This is a genomic window from Halomonas sp. 3H (genome assembly GCF_024206005.1).
GTDB classification, from domain to species: Bacteria; Pseudomonadota; Gammaproteobacteria; order Pseudomonadales; family Halomonadaceae; genus Halomonas; species Halomonas campaniensis.
In genome coordinates, this window is sequence record NZ_CP100360.1 from 3,563,595 (window position 1) to 3,581,680 (window position 18,086).

12 protein-coding genes are annotated in these 18,086 nt (G+C 70.1%); 7 read left to right on the forward strand and 5 right to left on the reverse strand.

The genetic code is table 11. From position 1 onward, the window contains the following. Positions 1-4: 4 nt before the first annotated feature. Positions 5-1,345: a sodium-dependent transporter gene (locus NFC98_RS16440; protein ID WP_254275976.1), complete on the reverse strand. Its 1,341-nt coding sequence runs from the start codon at positions 1,343-1,345 to the stop codon at positions 5-7. A 165-nt stretch (positions 1,346-1,510) separates the two neighbouring features. On the opposite strand from NFC98_RS16440, the gene prlC reads away from it, so the two are divergent. The 5 genes from prlC to NFC98_RS16465 all read left to right on the forward strand — a co-directional run bounded on the left by prlC (position 1,511) and on the right by NFC98_RS16465 (position 9,123). Beyond that, positions 1,511-3,559 carry an oligopeptidase A gene (gene prlC / locus NFC98_RS16445; RefSeq protein WP_254275977.1) on the forward strand — a complete coding sequence of 683 codons (2,049 nt, stop codon included), beginning with the start codon at positions 1,511-1,513 and terminating at the stop codon, positions 3,557-3,559. 48 nt (positions 3,560-3,607) lie between these two features. Beyond that, complete coding sequence (locus NFC98_RS16450) at positions 3,608-3,853, forward strand: YheV family putative zinc ribbon protein (RefSeq protein WP_254275978.1); 246 nt, start codon at positions 3,608-3,610, stop codon at positions 3,851-3,853. 2 nt (positions 3,854-3,855) lie between these two features. Continuing rightward, on the forward strand, positions 3,856-5,562 hold the full coding sequence (locus NFC98_RS16455; RefSeq protein ID WP_254275979.1) for a Na/Pi cotransporter family protein: 1,707 nt from the start codon (positions 3,856-3,858) through the stop codon (positions 5,560-5,562). Positions 5,563-5,846: 284 nt separating this feature from the next. Next, a complete protein-coding gene (locus tag NFC98_RS16460) occupies positions 5,847-6,830 on the forward strand; it encodes a TAXI family TRAP transporter solute-binding subunit (protein WP_254275980.1) in 984 nt (327 codons plus the stop codon). Positions 6,831-6,921: 91 nt separating this feature from the next. Then, complete coding sequence (locus NFC98_RS16465; protein ID WP_254275981.1) at positions 6,922-9,123, forward strand: TRAP transporter fused permease subunit; 2,202 nt, start codon at positions 6,922-6,924, stop codon at positions 9,121-9,123. Positions 9,124-9,341: 218 nt separating this feature from the next. Here the strand turns inward: NFC98_RS16465 and metF are convergent, their stop codons facing one another. Further along, positions 9,342-10,184, reverse strand: coding sequence for a methylenetetrahydrofolate reductase [NAD(P)H] (metF, locus tag NFC98_RS16470; protein ID WP_254275982.1), 843 nt, complete (start codon positions 10,182-10,184; stop codon positions 9,342-9,344). Positions 10,185-10,336: 152 nt separating this feature from the next. Between metF and NFC98_RS16475 the strand changes: the two genes are divergently transcribed. Next, positions 10,337-11,272, forward strand: coding sequence for an AEC family transporter (locus tag NFC98_RS16475; RefSeq protein WP_254275983.1), 936 nt, complete (start codon positions 10,337-10,339; stop codon positions 11,270-11,272). Here the strand turns inward: NFC98_RS16475 and ahcY are convergent, their stop codons facing one another. From ahcY to metK, 3 genes are all read right to left on the reverse strand, one after another. Continuing rightward, positions 11,273-12,682, reverse strand: coding sequence for an adenosylhomocysteinase (gene ahcY, locus NFC98_RS16480; RefSeq protein ID WP_254275984.1), 1,410 nt, complete (start codon positions 12,680-12,682; stop codon positions 11,273-11,275). A gap of 67 nt (positions 12,683-12,749) precedes the next feature. Further along, a complete protein-coding gene (ligB, locus tag NFC98_RS16485; RefSeq protein WP_254275985.1) occupies positions 12,750-14,447 on the reverse strand; it encodes an NAD-dependent DNA ligase LigB in 1,698 nt (565 codons plus the stop codon). A gap of 95 nt (positions 14,448-14,542) precedes the next feature. After that, complete coding sequence (gene metK, locus NFC98_RS16490; protein WP_183333487.1) at positions 14,543-15,763, reverse strand: methionine adenosyltransferase; 1,221 nt, start codon at positions 15,761-15,763, stop codon at positions 14,543-14,545. Positions 15,764-15,992: 229 nt separating this feature from the next. Between metK and tkt the strand changes: the two genes are divergently transcribed. Continuing rightward, positions 15,993-17,987, forward strand: a complete 1,995-nt coding sequence (gene tkt / locus NFC98_RS16495; protein ID WP_254275986.1) for a transketolase — start codon at positions 15,993-15,995, stop codon at positions 17,985-17,987. Positions 17,988-18,086: the final 99 nt, after the last annotated feature.

The window sequence follows — 18,086 nt, forward strand, 5'->3', positions numbered from 1 at the left end:
CGGTTCAGACCAGGCCGGCCACCAATACTACCAGCGTCAGCGGGATGGCGACCCAGCGCACCAGGCCGCGCCACAGGGCGAAGCCGCCGGGGCCGACGCCCAGCGCCCCCCGGGCCGCCGACTCTGGCATCACCCAGGCGGCGAAGATGGCGATCAGCAGCCCCCCCAGGGGCAGGAAGATTTCCGGCGGGATGGTGCTGACCAGCTCGAAGGCGTTCATGCCGAACAGCGGCCGCCACTCCGCCAGGCTCGAGAAGGAGAGTACCGTGAGCAGGCCCACCAGCCACACGGCCACGCCCACCGCGGCCGACGCATGGCCGCGCTTGAGGCCGATGCCCTGGAGGGTGGCGACCATGGGCTCGGCCAGGTTGATCGACGAGGTCCAGGTGGCCAGCAGCAGCAGCAGGAAGAAGACGCTCAGCCACAGCGCCCCCCAGGGCAGCTGGGCGAAGGCGATGGGCAGGGTGACGAACATCAGCCCCGGCCCCTCCCCCGGGTCCATGCCCTGGGCGAACACCACCGAGAAGATGGCGATGCCGGCCAGCAGCGCCACGGTGACGTCGAGCACCGCCACGGCGCCGGCGGCCCGCGGCAGGCTCTGGTGGTCCGGCATGTAGGCGCCGTAGGCCATCAGCGCACAGGCACCCACCGCCAGGGTGAAGAAGGCGTGGCCCATGGCATGCATCACCACCAGCGGGGTCACCGCCGAGACGTCCGGCATGAACAGCCACGCCAGCGCCGGGACGAAGCCCTCGGTGGTGGCGGCATAGCCGGCCAGCAGCACCAGCAGCAGGTAGAGCATCGGCATCAGCAGGTTGTTGAGCCGCTCCAGCCCCTTGGCCACGCCGGCGGCCACCACCAGCATGGTCATGGCCAGGAAGAGGGTATGATTGAAGGTCATGCGCCGCGGGTCGGCGAGGAAGGCCTCGAAGCCGGCGCCGATCTCCGCGGGGGTGGCCCCCACGAAGCCTCCGTTGATGGAGGTGACCAGAAACTCGATGGACCAGCCCGAGACCACGGAGTAGAAGGAGAGGATGCAGAACACCGTGAAGGCGCCGAACAGGCCCAGCCAGCGCCAGTGCCGGCTGGCCCCGGCGTCGGCGGCCAGGTGGCCCAGCGACTGCACCGGGCTGCGGCGACCGGCGCGGCCGATCATGATCTCGGCCATCATCACCGGCAGCCCCAGCAGCAGCACGAAGGCCACGTAGAGCAGCAGGAAGGCGGCACCGCCGTTCTCGCCGGTGATATAGGGGAAGCGCCAGATGTTGCCCAACCCCACGGCGGCACCGGTCACCGCCAGTATGAAGGCGCGCCGCGTGCTCCAGCGCTCCAGCGTCTCGTTCATCACCGCTCTCCTGCCCTCTTGGCCTGGCCCGCGGGCCGTCACGAAGGCGGCAAGCCTAGCAGGCCGACCCGCGTCGGCCAAACGATTCGCCGGCGACCGTGGCGTTGAAACCACGGCCCGCCGCCCGCATCTAAGATGCCATTCCCGTCACGACTCGAGGTGCGCATGTCCCGCAACCCACTGCTCGACCCCCATGAGCTTCCCCCGTTCGCCGAGATCCGCCCCGAGCACGTGGTTCCCGCCATGGAGGAGCTGCTCGAGCGCAACCGCCGCGCCATCGAGGCGCTGGTCGAGCAGGCCCACCAGGCGCCGCCCAGCTGGGCGAGCCTGGCCGCCCCGCTGGAGTCCCTCAACGACGAGCTCTCGCGGGCCTGGTCGCCGGTCTCCCACCTCAACGGCACCATGAACAGCCCCGAGCTGCGCGAAGCCTACCAGGCCTGCCTGGGCAAGCTCTCCGAGTACAGCACCTGGCTGGGCCAGCACGAGGGGCTCTTCCAGGCCTGGCAGGCCCTCAGGGAGGGCCCCGCCTGGGCCGAACTGGATGACGCCCAGCGCCGCGCCGTGGACAACACCCTGCGCGACTTCCGCCTGGCCGGGGTCGACCTACCCCCCGAGCAGAAGCGCCGCTACGGCGAGATCAAGGCGCGCCTCTCCGAGCTCGGCAACACCTTCTCCAACCAGCTGCTGGATGCCACCCAGGCCTGGCACCTGGACCTGGCCGACGAGGCCCGCCTGGCCGGCCTGCCCGAGAGCGCCCTGGCCGCCCTGAGGGCCAACGCCGAGGCCAAGGGCCAGCCCGGCTACCGCATCACCCTGGACTTCCCCAGCTTCTACCCGGTGGTCTCCTATGCCGAGGATCGCGAGCTGCGCCGCGAGGTCTATACCGCCTTCGTCACCCGCGCCTCCGACCAGGGGCCCCATGCCGGCGAGCACGACAATGCGCCGGTCATGGTGGAGACCCTGGCCCTGCGCCACGAGCTCGCCGAGCTGCTCGGCTTCGCCACCTACGCCGACTACTCCCTGACCACCAAGATGGCCGAGTCCCCGCGCCAGGCGCTCGACTTCCTCGAGGACCTGGCGCGCCGCGCCGTGCCCCAGGCCCGGGAGGAGTTCGCCGAGCTCGAGGCCTTCGCCCGCGACGAACTGGGCATGAGCGAGCTGGCCCCCTGGGACGTGGGCTACGCCAGCGAGAAGATGCGCGAGGCGCGCCACGCCATCTCCCAGGAGCAGCTGCGCCCCTACTTCCCGGCGCCCCGGGTGGTGGAGGGCCTGTTCCGGGTGGTGGAGCGGCTCTTCGGCGTCACCTTCGAGGAGGACCGCGAGGCCCCGCGCTATCACCCCGACGTGCGCTTCTTCCGCATCATGGAGCACGGCGCGCCCATCGCCGGCTTCTACCTGGACCTCTATGCCCGGGAGGGCAAGCGCGGCGGCGCCTGGATGGACGAGTGCCGGGTCCGCCGCCTGGAGGGCGAGGCCCTGCAGCTGCCGGTGGCCTACCTGACCTGCAACTTCACCCGTCCGGTGGGCGACCGCCCGGCGCTGCTGACCCATGACGAGGTCACCACCCTGTTCCACGAGTTCGGCCACGGCCTGCACCACATGCTGACCCGGCAGACCATCGCCGACATCTCCGGCATCAACGGCGTGGCCTGGGACGCGGTGGAGCTGCCCAGCCAGTTCATGGAGAACTTCTGCTGGGAGCGCGACGGGCTCGACCTGATCGCCGGCCACGTCGACAGCGGCGAGCCGCTGCCCGGCGAGCTGCTCGACAGGCTGCAGGCCGCCCGGAACTTCCAGTCGGCCATGGGCATGGTGCGCCAGCTGGAGTTCTCGATCTTCGACCTGCGCCTGCACCACGAGCTGAAGGCCCCCTCCGCCGCCGAGATCCAGGCCCTGCTGGACGAGGTGCGAGACACCGTCTCGGTGGTGCCCCGGGCCGACTTCAACCGCTTCCAGAACGGCTTCGGCCATATCTTCGCCGGCGGCTACGCGGCGGGCTACTACAGCTACAAGTGGGCCGAGGTGCTCTCCGCCGACGCCTGGAGCGCCTTCGAGGAGGCAGGCATCTTCGACCCCGAGACCGGGCGGCGCTTCCGCACCGAAATCCTCGAGGCGGGCGGCGCCCGGGATGCCGCGGAGCTGTTCCGCGCCTTCCGCGGCCGCGAACCCAGCGTCGAGCCCCTGCTGCGCCACAGCGGCATCCGTGCCGCCTGATCCGTTCACCCCGCCCCGGCCCGCCGCCGGGGCCCGACAGGAGCCCTCATGGCCGCCCAGAAACGCTTTATCGCCGGCGCGATCTGCCCGCGCTGCGCCGAGATGGATCGCATCCGCAGCTGGGAGCAGCACGGCATCCGCTACCGTGAATGCGTCAGCTGCGACTTCTTCGAGCAGCTGCCCATCGAGGACGAGGCCGCGCCGGAGCTGAGCACCCGGGTCAACCAGCCCCGAGAGGAGCAGACCCGGCAGGACGTCCAGCCGGTGAGGATCCTGGACCCCAAGGGGCGCTGAGCGTGACCCGCCAGGGCATGGCCGCGGCCCTGCTCTCCCGCCGCCGGCAGCTCGAGGCAGTCGGGCTGGCCATCGCCGCCACGGTGCTGCTGGCGCGTCTCGACCTGGCCACCCTGGCGGCCGGGCTGGGGCTCTTCCTGTGGGGCATGACCCACCTGCAGGACGCCATCAAGCGCCTCTCCGGCGGCACCCTGGACCGCTGGCTGCACACCGCCACCCGCCACCCCTTCCGCGCCATCGGGGTCGGGGCCACGGCCACCGCTCTGGTGCAGTCCAGCTCGCTGGTCACCCTGCTCGCCATGTCCTTCGTCGGCGCCGGCCTGGTGGCCCTGCCCGGCGCCATCGCCCTGCTGTTCGGCGCCAACCTGGGCACCACCACCGGGGCCTGGCTGATCGCCGCCTTCGGCCTGCGCTTCGACCTGGCCACCTTCGCCATGCCCTTCCTGGCGCTGGGGCTGATCGGCTCGCGGGTGCTCCAGGACGCCCGGGGCGCCATCGCCGGCCTGTTGCTGGGGGTCGGGCTGCTGTTCCTGGGCATCGACTTCATGAAGCTGGGCTTCGAGGCCTGGCAGGATGGTCTCTCTTTGGACGGCCTGGCCGGCGGCAGCGCCTGGCACTGGCCACTGTTCGTGCTGTTCGGGGTGGTGGCCACGGTGGTGATGCAGTCGAGCCACGCCACCCTGCTGATCACCCTGGCGGCGCTGGCCGGGGGCCAGCTGCCCTATCTGCCGGCCCTGGCCGTGGCCATCGGCGCCAATATCGGCACCACCGTGACCGCCGTGCTCGGCGCCCTGGGGTCCGGTTTCGCGGCGCGCCGCCTGGCCGGCGCCCATGTGGTCTTCAACCTGGTTACCGCCGCCGTGGCACTGGCCCTGCTGGTGCCGCTGGCCTGGCTGGTGGACTGGCTGGGCGAGCTGATCGGCCTGGCCGCGGACGCCTGGCCGCTGAAGCTGGCGCTGTTCCACACCCTCTTCAACCTGCTGGGCATCGTGCTGATGCTGCCGCTGATCCCGCGGCTGGCGGCCCGCCTGGAGCTGGCCTTCCCCGAACCCGCCCGGACGCCTCCCGCCCAGGCCCGCTACCTGGCCCCCACCGCCCTGCAGCACGCCGACACCGCGGTGGCCGCCATCGAGCAGGAGTGCCAGCGACTCAACCGTCGCGCCTATCACCTGCTCTGCTCGGCGATCCTGGTCCCCAGCGCCGAGGCGATCGGCCACCCGCCCTCCCGGGCGGTGGTCAAGGCGCGCATCGAGCCGTCGGCCTGGACGCCGGTGAACACCCGCTACCACGAGCAGATCAAGCCGCTGATGGCCGAGATCCTCGACTTCTACTCGCGGCTGGACACGCCCCTCACCGAGGCCCAGGAGGCCCGGGTGGAGACCCTCTACGCCCGCACCCTGCGCATGGTCGAGGCGGTGCGCTTCGGCGAGGTGCTGCAGCGCAGCCTGCTGCGTCACGCCGCCCCGGCCAGCCCCCTGCGCGAGGCCCATGACGACATCCGCCTGGCCCTGGCGGAGGGCCTCAACCGCCTGGCCGCCAACCCCGAGGCGGCCGACATCTCCGCCCCCATCGACGAGGTGCGCCGCCACTGGCAGCAGGCGCTGGCCGAGCGCCTGCGCGAGCACCGCCTGGATCCCTGGCTGGCCTCCTCGCTGATGAACGACCTCCATCAGGCCACCCGCCTGATGGGCGCCCTCGCCCCCGCCTGACTCCGGGCTGTGCGGATTTCCGCACAGGCCCGTGCCGCTGCCGTGCGGAGATCCAGCCTCGCGTCATGCCGGGAAATTCGACCAAGGTGGAATACCGATACGCCAAGTCATTGAAATATCGATGCCTGGCCGTTCGTGGTCCGCAATTTGCGAATACCAGCGTTGAATGCCTGCTTCGCTTCGGGTCCGGCAATCCCGCCAGGAGCTGCCAGACTGAAGCCTGCACGCTCGAGATGGATGCCGACCCAGGCATCACCAACGACAACATGTAACGGAGTCACGCCATGCGCCATCTCTCCACCAAGCTGCTCGCCGGCACCGTCGCCGGCTCCCTGCTGGTCGCCGCGGCCGCCGCCCAGGCCGACCGCAGCGACTGGCCGTCCAACTTCACCGTGGGCACCGCCAGCCAGGGCGGCACCTACTTCGTCTACGGTTCCGGCTGGGCCAACCTGATCGCCGACGAGCTGGATGTCTCCGGCGGCGGCGAGGTCACCGGCGGCCCCAACCAGAACCTGGCCCTGGTGCATACCGGCGACCTGGCCCTGGGTCTGACCACCATGGGCCCGGCCGCCGAGGCCCTGGCCGGCCAGAGCCCGCTGGCCCCCGGCGTGCCCATGGACAACGTCTGTGCGCTCTTCCCGATGTACGAGACCCCGTTCTCCATCACCGCGCTCTCCAGCAGCGGCATCGAGTCGATCTCCGACATCCCGGACGGCGCCCGCATCGGCTTCGGCCCGTCGGCCTCCACCTCCGACACCTACTTCCCGGCCATCCTGGAAGAGCTGGGCGTCAACTTCGAGCGCCGCAACGGCGGCTGGACCGACCTGGGCGGCCAGCTCCAGGACGGCCTGCTCGACGTCATCGCCTTCGCCGCGGGTATCCCGATCCCCGCGGTCAGCCAGCTCGAAGTGCAGACCGACGTGAACATCATCGAGTTCACCGAGGAGGAGCAGGCCCAGGTGCTCGAGGCCTTCCCGGTCGCCGAGTTCCAGATCCCGGCCAGCACCTACAACACCCTGGAAGAGGATGCCCGCGCCGTCTCCATGTGGAACTTCGCCATCGCCGGCTGCGACGTGTCGGAGAGCTTCATCTACGAGGTGACCAAGCTCACCATGGAGAACAACGACAAGATGCGTAACGTGCATCGCTCCGCCGAGACCTCCATCCCGGAGAACATCGTGCACAACACCGTGCTGCCCTTCCATCCGGGCGCGGTGCGCTGGTACGAGGAGAACGGCCACGAGATCCCCGACGACCTCAAGCTGTAAGCCTGCACCACCGTGAATGCCGCCCCGCGCCGAGATCCGGCGCGGGGCGGCGTGCTTGCCGTCCCGAATCACACCCGAGGGTGAATCCCCCATGAGCAACTCTCCCGATACCCGTCCCGGGGCGTCCGAGGAGGCCGTCGACAAGGCACCCGAGACCATCGCCGAGGGCGTCGACGAGGAGGTCGTCGAGTCCAATCGGCGGCTCTACACGGGCTGGCACTGGCTGCTGTTCGCCGGTCTTGCCATCGCCTACTCCAGCTTCCACCTGATCTCGCTGAACGTCTATCCGATGGAGACCTGGTCATTCCGCCTGGTGCACATCGCCGGCGCCCTGGTCCTCGGCTTCGCCCTCTATACTGGCACCCGCTTCGCCGGCGAGGGCGACGTCCAGCACTCCCCCGCGTGGCTGCGCTGGGTGAGCTTCGCGCTGCTGGTGCCCGCCGGCTACGCGCTCTTCCAGGTCTTCCGCATGCAGCAGATGATCGCGGGCGGCGCCATGCGTATCGACCCGGCCATCGAGGCCTGGCACTTCGGCTATCCGCTGATCTTCGCCACGGCCGCGGCGATCCTGCTCTCCTGGGGCTATCGCCAGGTGCGCGAGAAGCTCTCGCCCCCGGACCTGGTGCTGATGGTCAGCGCCCTGGCCGTGGCCGGCTACCTGATCCTGATCTTCGGCACCCCGCTGCGTGCCTCCACCGGCACTTCCTTCGCGCCCATCGGCATCTCCTATGCGGCGCTGGCCGGTTCGCTGCTGATCCTGGAGCTGACCCGCCGCGTAGCCGGCCTGGCGCTGGTGATCATCTCGGCGATCTTCCTGCTCTACGTCTTCGCCGGCCCCTACCTGCCGGGCTTCCTGGGCTATCCCGGGCTGTCGTTCAACCGCTTCTTCAGTCAGGTCTACACCGATGCGGGCATCCTCGGCCCGACCACCGCGGTCTCCTCGACCTACATCATCCTGTTCATCATCTTCGCCGCCTTCCTGCAGGCCTCGAAGGTGGGTGACTACTTCGTCAACTTCGCCTTCGCCGCGGCCGGCCGCGCCCGCGGCGGCCCCGCCAAGGTCTCCATCTTCGCCTCGGGCCTGATGGGCATGATCAACGGCACCAGCGCCGGCAACGTGGTCTCCACCGGCTCGCTGACCATCCCGCTGATGAAGAAGGTGGGCTACCCCAGCAAGAGCGCCGGGGCCATCGAGGCCGCCGCCTCCACCGGCGGGCAGATCATGCCGCCGATCATGGGCGCCGGCGCCTTCATCATGGCCGAGATCACCGGCATCCCCTACACCGAGATCGCCGTGGCGGCGCTGATCCCCGCCATCCTCTACTTCCTCTCGGTGTACTGCATGGTGGACTTCGAGGCGGCCCGCAAGGGCATGCGCGGCATGCGCAAGGACGAGATCCCGCTGTTCTCGAAGCTGGTCAAGCAGGTCTACCTGTTCGCGCCGATCATCATCCTGATCGCCGCCCTGTTCATGGGCTACTCGGTGATCCGCGCCGGCACCCTGGCCACCGCCTCGGCGGCCGTGGTGAGCTGGATCTCGCCCAACAAGATGGGCATTCGCGCGATCCTCAAGGCGCTGCAGCTGGCCGGCACCATGTCGATCCAGATCATCGCCGTGTGCGCCTGTGCCGGCCTGATCGTCGGGGTGATCTCGCTGACCGGCGTCGGCGCCCGATTCTCCTCGCTGCTGCTCGGCCTGGCCGGGGTCAGCCAGCTGCTGGCGCTGTTCTTCGCCATGTGCATCTCGATCCTGCTGGGCATGGGCATGCCGACCACCGCCGCCTACGCGGTGGCCGCCTCGGTGGTGGCCCCCGGCCTGATCAACATCGGCATCCAGCCGCTGGTGGCCCACTTCTTCGTGTTCTACTTCGCGGTGGTGTCGGCGATCACGCCGCCGGTGGCCCTGGCCTCCTATGCCGCGGCGGGCATCTCCGGGGCCAATGCCATGGGCACCTCGGTGGCCTCGTTCAAGATCGGCCTGGCCGCCTTCATCGTGCCCTTCATGTTCTTCTACAGCCCGGCCATGCTGATGGAGGGCAGCGCCCTGCAGATCCTGCGGGTCGGCCTCACCGCCACCCTGGGCATCGTGCTGCTGGCCGCCACCGTCCAGGCCTGGTTCTTCGGGCCGGTGAAGGCCTGGCAGCGCCTGGTGATGCTGGTCGGCGCCATGTTCATGATCTACGGCGGCATCTATACCGATGTGGCCGGCCTGGCCATCGGCGTGCTGATGTTCCTGATGCAGCGCGGGCTGCGCGGGGGCGGCGGCACGCCCCGCACGGCCACCTCGGGGTAAACCTCGCCCTCCCGGCACCGGCCGGGAGGGCGAGCAAACGTCACGACGAGAAAGGGGCCCTGCCGGTAACGGCAGGGCCCCTCTTCTTTCATGGCATGTTCAGGGCCGGCTCGCTGCTCAGCCGACGATATTGTCGAGGATCCTCAGGCTCGGCGCGGCCTGGTTCAGGCCAGCATAGAGAGAAAATGCAGCCGGACGTAACTCCCGGCCGCGTCCTCTCAACCAACAATGTTATCCAGAATCTTCAGGGTCGGCGCGGCCTGGTTCAGGGTGTAGAAATGCAGGCCCGGCGCGCCGCCGTCGAGCAGGCGCTGGCAGAGACGCGAGATCACCTCCTCGCCGAAGGCGGCGATGGCCTCGCTGTCGTCACCGTAGGCCTCGAGCTGCTTGCGGATCCAGCGCGGGATCTCGGCACCGCAGGCATCGGAGAAGCGCGCCAGCTTGGCGTAGTTGGTGATCGGCATGATGCCGGGCACGATGGGCGCCTCGACCCCCAGCGCGCGGGCTCGCTCGACGAAGTGGAAGTAGGCGTCGGCGTTAAAGAAGTACTGGGTAATGGCGAGGTTCGCCCCGGCCTTCATCTTGCGGGCGAAGTTCTCCAGGTCCCGCTCGAGGCTCGGCGCCTGGGGGTGGGACTCCGGGTAGGCGGCCACAGCGATCTCGAAGTGATCGCCGGTCTCCTCGCGGATGAACTCGACCAGCTCGTTGGCGTAGCGCAGCTCGCCGATGCCGCCCATGCCCGAGGGCAGGTCCCCGCGCAGCGCCACCAGGCTATCGATGCCTTCCTCGCGGTAGCGGGCCAGCAGCTCACGCAGCTGCCCCTTCTCGCTGCCGATGCAGGAGAGGTGGGGCGCGGTGGTGATGCCCGACTCGCGCACCCGGCGCACGGTCTCCAGGGTGCGGTCCTGGGTGGAACCGCCGGCGCCGTAGGTCACCGAGAAGAAGCGCGGCCCCCGGGCGGCCAGGGCATCGCGCACCCCGAGCAGCTTCTCCCGGCCGGCATCGGTATTGGGCGGGAAGAACTCGAAGCTGACGCCGAGCGGATGTTCCTGGGTGCTCATCGGGGATCCTCATGAAGCAAATGCATAATGTCGCCATTGTGACGACTCGCCCGGCGGCCCACCAATGAAAGATTCGCGACGACACATCAATCTGGCTCATGTTGGCGTCGCCCCGGCCAGCAGGCATCATGAGCCTTTTGCCCGGAGGCCCCATGCACGCCCTCGACCCCGGCGCCCTGATGGGCCCGCTCTGGACCCTGCTGGCCTATGTCGCCCTGGGCTGGCTGGCCGCCCGGCGGCTCGCCGTGGACCCGCGGCCCGTGGCCACCCTGCTGATCTACCTGATCGCCCCGCTGACCTTCTTCCGCGCCCTGACACTGGGGGGGCCGACGCCCGGCTACCTGCTGCTCACGCTGGCGTCCTTCCTCACCGCCAGCCTGCTGGCCCTGGGGGTCCACCGCCTGACGCGCCATCGCTTCGCGGCCCAGGAGAGTGCCCTGCTGGCCTTCTCCGCCGGCACCGGCAACACCGGCTACTTCGGCCTGCCGGTGGCGCTGGTGCTGCTGCCCCCGGAGGGCGTCACCCTCTACCTCTTCTGCGTGCTGGGCATCACCCTCTACGAGTTCACGGTGGGCTTCTACCTGAGCGCCCGGGGGCAGTTCTCGGTGGGCGAGAGCCTGGCGAAGATCGTGCGCCTGCCGCTGGTCTACGCCTTCCTGGCGGCGCTGCTGGTCAGCGGCCTGGGCCTGGCGGTGCCGGAGGCCGCCATGGAGGGACTGGCGGTGTTCCCCGCCACCTATACCCTGCTGGGCATGATGATCATCGGCATGACCCTGGGGCGGGTATCGCTCCGGGAGGTGGATGGACGCTTCATCGGTGCCTGCGTGGCGATTCGCTACGGCCTATGGCCGCTGCTCGCCCTGGGCGCCGTGCTGGCCCTGCAGGCGCTGGCGCCGCTGTCGCCGGAACTGGCCATGGCCATCCTGCTGCTGGGCGTGGTGCCGATGGCCGCCAACGTGGTGGTGGTGGCCATGGAGCTGGGCATCGCCCCGGCCAAGGGGGCGCTCGCCGTGCTGGTCACCACCCTGGCCGCCCCGCTGCTGATCCCCTTCTACCTGACGCTGATGGTGCGTGTTGCCGGGCTGTGATCAGTAACGATAGCCGTCGGGCTTGTAGGGGCCGTCCGCCGGCACGCCGGTGTAGTGCACCTGGGCCTCGTTCATGCGGGTGATCACCCCGCCGAAGCCCTCCACCATGTAACGGGCCACCTCCTCGTCCAGGTGGCGGGGCAGCACCGTGACCCCCAGGGCCTCGCGCCGCTCCGCCTCGGGCAGGTCGGCGAAGCGCCCCCGGTAGAGGTGCATCTGCGCCAGCACCTGGTTGGCGAAGGAGCCGTCCATCACTCGGGAGGGGTGGCCGGTGGCGTTGCCCAGGTTCACCAGCCGCCCCTCGGAGAGCAGGATCAGGTAGTCCCGGCTGGCCGGGTCGAAGTGGCCCGGCTTGCTGTCGCGATAGACCTTGTGCACCTGGGGCTTGACCTCCTCCCAGTGCCAGCGGCGACGCATGTAGGCGGTATCGATCTCGCTGTCGAAGTGGCCGATGTTGCAGACCACCGCACCCGGCTTGAGGGTGTCGAGCATGGCCGCGTCGCAGGCACCGATGTTGCCGGTGGCGGTGACCACCAGGTCGATGCGGCCGAGCAGTTCGCGGTCGATGCTCTCCCGGCCGCGGTTGATGCCCTCGCGGTAGGGCGACACCACCTCGAAGCCGTCCATGCAGGCCTGCATGGCGCAGATCGGGTCGATCTCAGACACCTTGACGATCATCCCCTCCTGGCGCAGCGAGGCCGCCGAGCCCTTGCCCACGTCGCCGTAGCCCACCACCAGCGCCTGCTTGCCGGCCAGCAGGTGGTCGGTGCCGCGCTTGATGGCGTCCGACAGCGAGTGGCGACAGCCGTACTTGTTGTCGTTCTTCGACTTGGTGACGGCGTCGTTGACGTTGATGGCCGGCACCTTCAGCAGGCCATCGCGCAGCATCTCCTGCAGGCGATGCACCCCGGTGGTAGTCTCCTCGCTGATGCCGTGGATGGCATCGAGCAGCTCGGGGCGCTTGTCGTGGAGCAGGGCGGTGAGGTCGCCGCCGTCGTCGAGCACCAGATTGGGGGTCCAGCCGTCGGGGCCCGCTACCGTCTGCTCGATGCACCACCAGAACTCCTGCTCGGTCTCGCCCTTCCAGGCGAACACCGGGATGCCGGCGGCGGCGATGGCCGCGGCGGCGTGGTCCTGGGTGGAGAAGATATTGCACGACGACCAGCGCACCGAGGCTCCCAGGTCGACCAGGGTCTCGATCAGCACCGCGGTCTGGATGGTCATGTGGATGCAGCCGGCGATTCGGGCCCCGGCCAGCGGCTGCTCGTCCCGGTATTGCGCACGGATCGCCATCAGCGCGGGCATCTCCGTCTCGGCGATGCGGATCTCGCGGCGCCCCCAGTCGGCCAGGGCGATATCGGCCACCTTGAAGTCCTGGTCAGCGGGCGTGCTCACGGCGGGCTGGTTCATGGGATCACCTCGTCACATGGGGAAATGCGTGGGTTTCACTATAGGCAGGGAACCCGAACGCCGACAATCAACGCGGGAAGCCGTCGACCCCCCATTCGCCGAGGCGAGCCGCCAGCGCCGCCACCTCGGGGTGGGTGAAGAAGTCGATCAGTGCCGCGGCCCGCTCCGGCCCCACGCCCGGCTGCTCGCGCCACTGGTGCAACGAGCGCTCCGCCAGCGCCTCCCAGGTCGCGGCGTCCGCTGTAGCGTGTCCGGGCGGCGCCCCCAGGGCGGCGAGCCAGGCGGTGAAGGGGCGCGAGCGGGCGGTAGCGAAGGCGTCGCCCAGCGAGGCCGCCCGCTGCGGGCCGATGCCATGGGCCGCCTGCAGCGACGCGGCATCGAGTGCCAGCCCGTCCAGCAGCCCCGCGACCAGGCCGGCCTCCACCAGCGCCTGCCAGGTGCCGGGCCCCACGCCGGACAGCGCCAGCCCCTCGGAGCCGGAGAGCCAGGCCAGACGCTCCAGGAACTGCCCCTCGCAGCCGGGGCTCGGGCGCCAACAGCTGAGGGCATGGAAGGCCTCGGGATCGGGCGGCGCCAGTTCCGGCCGCTCGGCGGCCCGCCAGGCCACGCCCTCCAGGCGCGGGATGGTCAGGCCCGCCAGGGCGATGATCACGTGATCCCCCGGCCGGATGTCGAGCGATGCCCAGCGCGCCAGGGAGCCCACGCCCACCCGGCGGATCGTCCGCCGGTCGAGCTCCACCGGCACCAGATGCAGCAGCGGGGTGATGCGACCGGTCCGACCGACGCGAAACTCCACGCCGCGCACCTCGGCCAGCGCCTCCCGGGGCGGATGCTTCCAGGCCACCGCCCAGGTCGGCGGCTCGGCCTTCCAGGCCTCCCCCGGCGGTCGCGAGGCCTGTCTCAGCACCACCCCGTCGGTGGCGAAGGGCAGGGGGCCCCGGAACCAGGCGTCGCGCTGGCGTGCGACCTCCTCGAGGGTCGCCACCGGCCGGGTCAGCGCCGCGGACTCGGCGAAGCCCAGCTCGGCCAGTCCCTCGAGCCGCTCCGTCATCTCCCGGGGACCGTCCGGCCAGTCCCACACGAAGAGCCCGATCTCGGCCGCCGCCTCATCCTCCAGCGCCTGGCGGGCCAGCCGACCCGCCACCTCGCTGCGCGCCCCCACCCCGCCCGACTCCGCCTGGACGTGCCGCGCCAGGCGCAGGTGGAGCTCGCCCTGCAGCACGGCGTCCCGTGCCTCGGGCAGGCGCTCGGGCACGGCGGGCAGCCGGCGCACCCGGGCGGTCCATTCCTGCCCGCGGCGGCCGTCGCCGCGGCTGATGGCGCGCACCAGCACCCCGCGGCGATAGACCAGGGTCACGGCCACCCCGTCCACCTTGGGCTGGAGCCAGGCGTCCGACCGTCGGGCCAGCCAGCGCGAGACGGCCCCCTCGTCGGCAAGCTTGGCGAGCCCGGTCTGGGGTACCGGATGCGCGACGTCACCGCCCGGGTGACCCGGCGGCGGCAGCGCGGGCACCCGCCCGGGATGACAGCGACGCCAGCGCGCGAGGCGCTCACGGGCCTGGTCATAGACGTCGTCGCTGACGAGGGACTCGCCGCGCCGGTAGTAGGCGTCGTCCCACTCGGCGAGGCGCTCGACCAGGGTGTGTATCGCCTCCGGGGAGAGCGGGGCCGGGCAGGCGTCGGCCAGCGCCGGCGGCGGGAGCAGCAGGGACAGCAACAGGAGGGCGGCCAGCCACGGCCGGCCAAGGGGAAGACGCAGAGGCATGGGCGGCTCCGCCTGGCGAAGGGGTGGAGCTCACCATAGCAACAGGCCCCGCGCGGCGATGCCGGCGGGGCCTGTCATCGGGCGTAGGCGCTGGCTTACAGGCCGGCGGCCTGGCGCAGTGCGGCGGCGCGGTCGGTCTTCTCCCAGGGGAAGGCCGTGAAGGTCTCGGTGTGCTCCTGCCCCTGGGTGTCGGTCCAGGTGTAGGCGGTCTCGAAGGGCTCGCGGCCGAAGTGGCCATAGGCCGAGGTCAGGCGGTACATGGGATGGAGCAGGTCGAGCATGCGGGTGATGGCGTTGGGCCGCAGGTCGAAGTGCTCGCGCACCAGCTCGATGATCCGTGCGTCGTCGACCTTGCCGGTGCCGAAGGTGTTGATCGATACCGAGGTGGGCTCGGCCACGCCGATGGCATAGGAGACCTGGATCTCGCACTTGTCGGCCAGGCCCGCGGCGACCAGGTTCTTGGCCACGTAGCGCCCGGCGTAGGCGGCGCTGCGGTCGACCTTGGAGGGGTCCTTGCCGGAGAAGGCGCCGCCGCCGTGGCGAGCCATGCCGCCGTAGGTGTCGACGATGATCTTGCGCCCGGTCAGGCCGCAGTCGCCCACCGGGCCACCGATCACGAACTTGCCGGTGGGATTGATATGGTAGCGGGTCGTCTCGGTGAGCCACTCGGCGGGAATCACCTGCTCGATGATCTCGCGGCGGACCATCTTGCGCAGGTCCTCCTGGCCGATGCCCGGATCGTGCTGGGTCGAGAGCACCACCGCATCCACGCCGCAGGGCTTGCCGGCCTCGTCATAGCGGAAGGTGACCTGGCTCTTGGCATCCGGCCGCAGCCAGGGCAACAGGCCGTGCTTGCGCAGCTCGGCCTGGCGCTCCACCAGCCGATGGGCGTAGTGGATCGGCGCCGGCATGAAGCTCTCGGTCTCGTTGGTGGCGTAGCCGAACATCAGGCCCTGGTCGCCGGCCCCCTGGTCCTCGGGCTTGGCGCGGTCGACGCCCTGGGCGATGTCCACGCTCTGCTTGCCGATCAGGTTGAGCACGCCGCAGGTCTCGCCGTCGAAGCCGACGTCGGAGGAGGTGTAGCCGATGTCGGTGATCACCTCGCGCACCAGCGCCTCGAGGTCGACCCAGGCCGAGGTGGTGATCTCGCCGGCGACGATGGCCACGCCGGTCTTGACCAGGGTCTCGCAGGCCACCCGGGCATGCTTGTCGCGGGCGATGATGGCATCCAGCACCGCATCGGAGATCTGGTCGGCGATCTTGTCCGGGTGTCCCTCGGAGACGGACTCGGAGGTAAACAGGGAGTATTCGCTCATGGCGTCCTCGGCCCTCGTTGTATCGGCAATAGGCAGTCGCGAAGTCTACACGCTGCGGCCCTGCCGGGCATCCACGATTTGAAGCCCGGCGTCAAGTCGGCGACAATACGTCACCGACTTCGACCGCGCCGCGCACGTCCCGCGCCGCGCCCGAACCAGCCAGAACGCACCCCCGCCGCCCTCCGGCGGGTCTGAACCGCTTATGTCTGCCGCAGGCGAGGAGCCACCAATGCCATCCCGATTCGAACTGGCCAATGCCATTCGCGCCCTGTCCATGGATGCCGTCCAGAAGGCCAAATCCGGCCATCCCGGCGCCCCCATGGGCATGGCCGACATCGCCGAGGTGCTGTGGAACGACTACCTCAAGCACAACCCGGCCGACCCCAAGTGGCCAGACCGTGATCGCTTCGTGCTCTCCAACGGCCACGGCTCCATGCTCCTCTACTCCCTGCTGCACCTCACCGGCTACGAGCTGAGCCTCGAGGAGCTGCAGAGCTTCCGCCAGCTCCACGCCAAGACCGCCGGCCACCCGGAGTACGGCTATGCGCCGGGCGTCGAGACCACCACCGGCCCGCTGGGCCAGGGGCTGGCCAACGCCGTCGGCATGGCGCTGGCCGAGAAGACCCTGGCCGCCCAGTTCAACCGTCCCGGCCACACCATCGTCGACCACACCACCTGGTGCTTCGTCGGCGACGGCTGCCTGATGGAGGGCATCTCCCACGAGGTCGCCTCGCTGGCCGGCACCCAGAAGCTCGGCAAGCTGATCACCTTCTACGACGATAACGGCATCTCCATCGACGGCGAGGTCGAGGGCTGGTTCACCGACGACACCGCCAAGCGCTTCGAGGCCTATGGCTGGCACGTGGTGCCCAACGTCGACGGCCACAAGCCGGAGGAGATCCAGGCCGCCATCGAGCTGGCCAGGAGCCACGACGACCGGCCGAGCCTGATCATCTGCAAGACGGTGATCGGCTTCGGCGCGCCCAACAAGCAGGGCAAGGAGGAGTGCCACGGCGCCCCGCTGGGCGAGGAGGAGGTGGCCGCGGCACGCCAGCAGCTCGGCTGGCCCCACGCCCCCTTCCATATCCCCGAGGAGATCTACCGCGGCTGGGACGCCAGCGAGGTCGGCAGGACGCGCCAGGACGACTGGCAGGCCCGCTTCGATCGCTACGCCCAGGCGCATCCCGAGCTGGCCCGCGAGTTCCAGCGTCGCGTCCAGTGCAAGCTGCCGGTGGAGTTCACCAGCGAGGCGCTGATCGAGAAGGCCCAGCAGGCCGGCGAGACCATCGCCAGCCGCAAGGCGTCGCTCAACTGCCTCAACGAGTTGGGCCCGCAGCTGCCCGAGCTGCTCGGCGGTAGCGCCGACCTGGCGCCCTCCAACCTGACCTTCTGGGACGGCGCGAAGGCGATCACCCCGGAGACCCCGGACGGCAACTACCTGCACTACGGCGTGCGCGAGTTCGGCATGGGCGCGATCATGAACGGCATCGTGCTCCACGGCGGCTTCATCCCCTACGGCGCCACCTTCCTGATCTTCATGGAGTACATGCGCAACGCCGTGCGCATGGCGGCACTGATGGGCAAGCGGGCCATCTACGTCTTCACCCATGACTCCATCGGCCTGGGCGAGGACGGCCCCACCCACCAGCCGATCGAGCAGCTGACCAGCCTGCGCTCCACGCCGAACCTCTCCACCTGGCGCCCCTGCGACGCCGCCGAGACCGCCGCGGCCTGGGATGCCGCCCTCAAGCGCAACTCCGGCCCCACCGCCCTGGTGCTGTCGCGCCAGAACCTGCCCCACCAGGCGCGCACCAAGCAGCAGCTGGCCAACATCCAGCGCGGCGGCTATGTGCTGCGCGACTGCGAGGGCACCCCGGCGCTGATCCTGATCGCCACCGGCTCCGAGGTCGCCCTGGCCATGGACGCCGCCGCCGAGCTCGAGGCCCAGGGCCATGCCGTGCGCGTGGTCTCCATGCCCTCCACCTACCGCTTCAACGGCCAGGAGGCCGAGTACCGCGAGAGCGTGCTGCCGAAGGCCGTGACCAAGCGCCTGGCCATCGAGGCCGGCCACCGCGACTACTGGCATAAGTACGTGGGCCTGGAGGGGCGCATCATCGGCATGTCCACCTACGGCGAGTCCGCCCCGGCCGGCGACCTGTTCAAGCACTTCGGCTTCACCGTCGAGAACGTGGTCCAGCAGGCCACCGAGCTGCTCGAAGGCTGATCGCCGCGGGCACTTCGACGCGGTGTAACGCAAGAAGAAGGGCACGGCCGCCAGGCCGTGCCCTTCTTCCATTCCCGTCCGGGGCATCGCCATGGACCC

What these genes read in the sequence shown, in the direction of transcription:
- prlC (WP_254275977.1), top strand. Translation starts at nt 1,511, where the DNA reads ATGTCCCGCAACCCACTGCTCGACCCCCATGAGCTTCCCCCGTTCGCC.
- tkt (WP_254275986.1), top strand. Translation starts at nt 15,993, where the DNA reads ATGCCATCCCGATTCGAACTGGCCAATGCCATTCGCGCCCTGTCCATG.
- NFC98_RS16440 (WP_254275976.1), bottom strand. Translation starts at nt 1,345, where the DNA reads ATGAACGAGACGCTGGAGCGCTGGAGCACGCGGCGCGCCTTCATACTG.
- NFC98_RS16450 (WP_254275978.1), top strand. Translation starts at nt 3,608, where the DNA reads ATGGCCGCCCAGAAACGCTTTATCGCCGGCGCGATCTGCCCGCGCTGC.
- metK (WP_183333487.1), bottom strand. Translation starts at nt 15,763, where the DNA reads ATGAGCGAATACTCCCTGTTTACCTCCGAGTCCGTCTCCGAGGGACAC.
- NFC98_RS16465 (WP_254275981.1), top strand. Translation starts at nt 6,922, where the DNA reads ATGAGCAACTCTCCCGATACCCGTCCCGGGGCGTCCGAGGAGGCCGTC.
- metF (WP_254275982.1), bottom strand. Translation starts at nt 10,184, where the DNA reads ATGAGCACCCAGGAACATCCGCTCGGCGTCAGCTTCGAGTTCTTCCCG.
- NFC98_RS16475 (WP_254275983.1), top strand. Translation starts at nt 10,337, where the DNA reads ATGCACGCCCTCGACCCCGGCGCCCTGATGGGCCCGCTCTGGACCCTG.
- NFC98_RS16460 (WP_254275980.1), top strand. Translation starts at nt 5,847, where the DNA reads ATGCGCCATCTCTCCACCAAGCTGCTCGCCGGCACCGTCGCCGGCTCC.
- ligB (WP_254275985.1), bottom strand. Translation starts at nt 14,447, where the DNA reads ATGCCTCTGCGTCTTCCCCTTGGCCGGCCGTGGCTGGCCGCCCTCCTG.
- ahcY (WP_254275984.1), bottom strand. Translation starts at nt 12,682, where the DNA reads ATGAACCAGCCCGCCGTGAGCACGCCCGCTGACCAGGACTTCAAGGTG.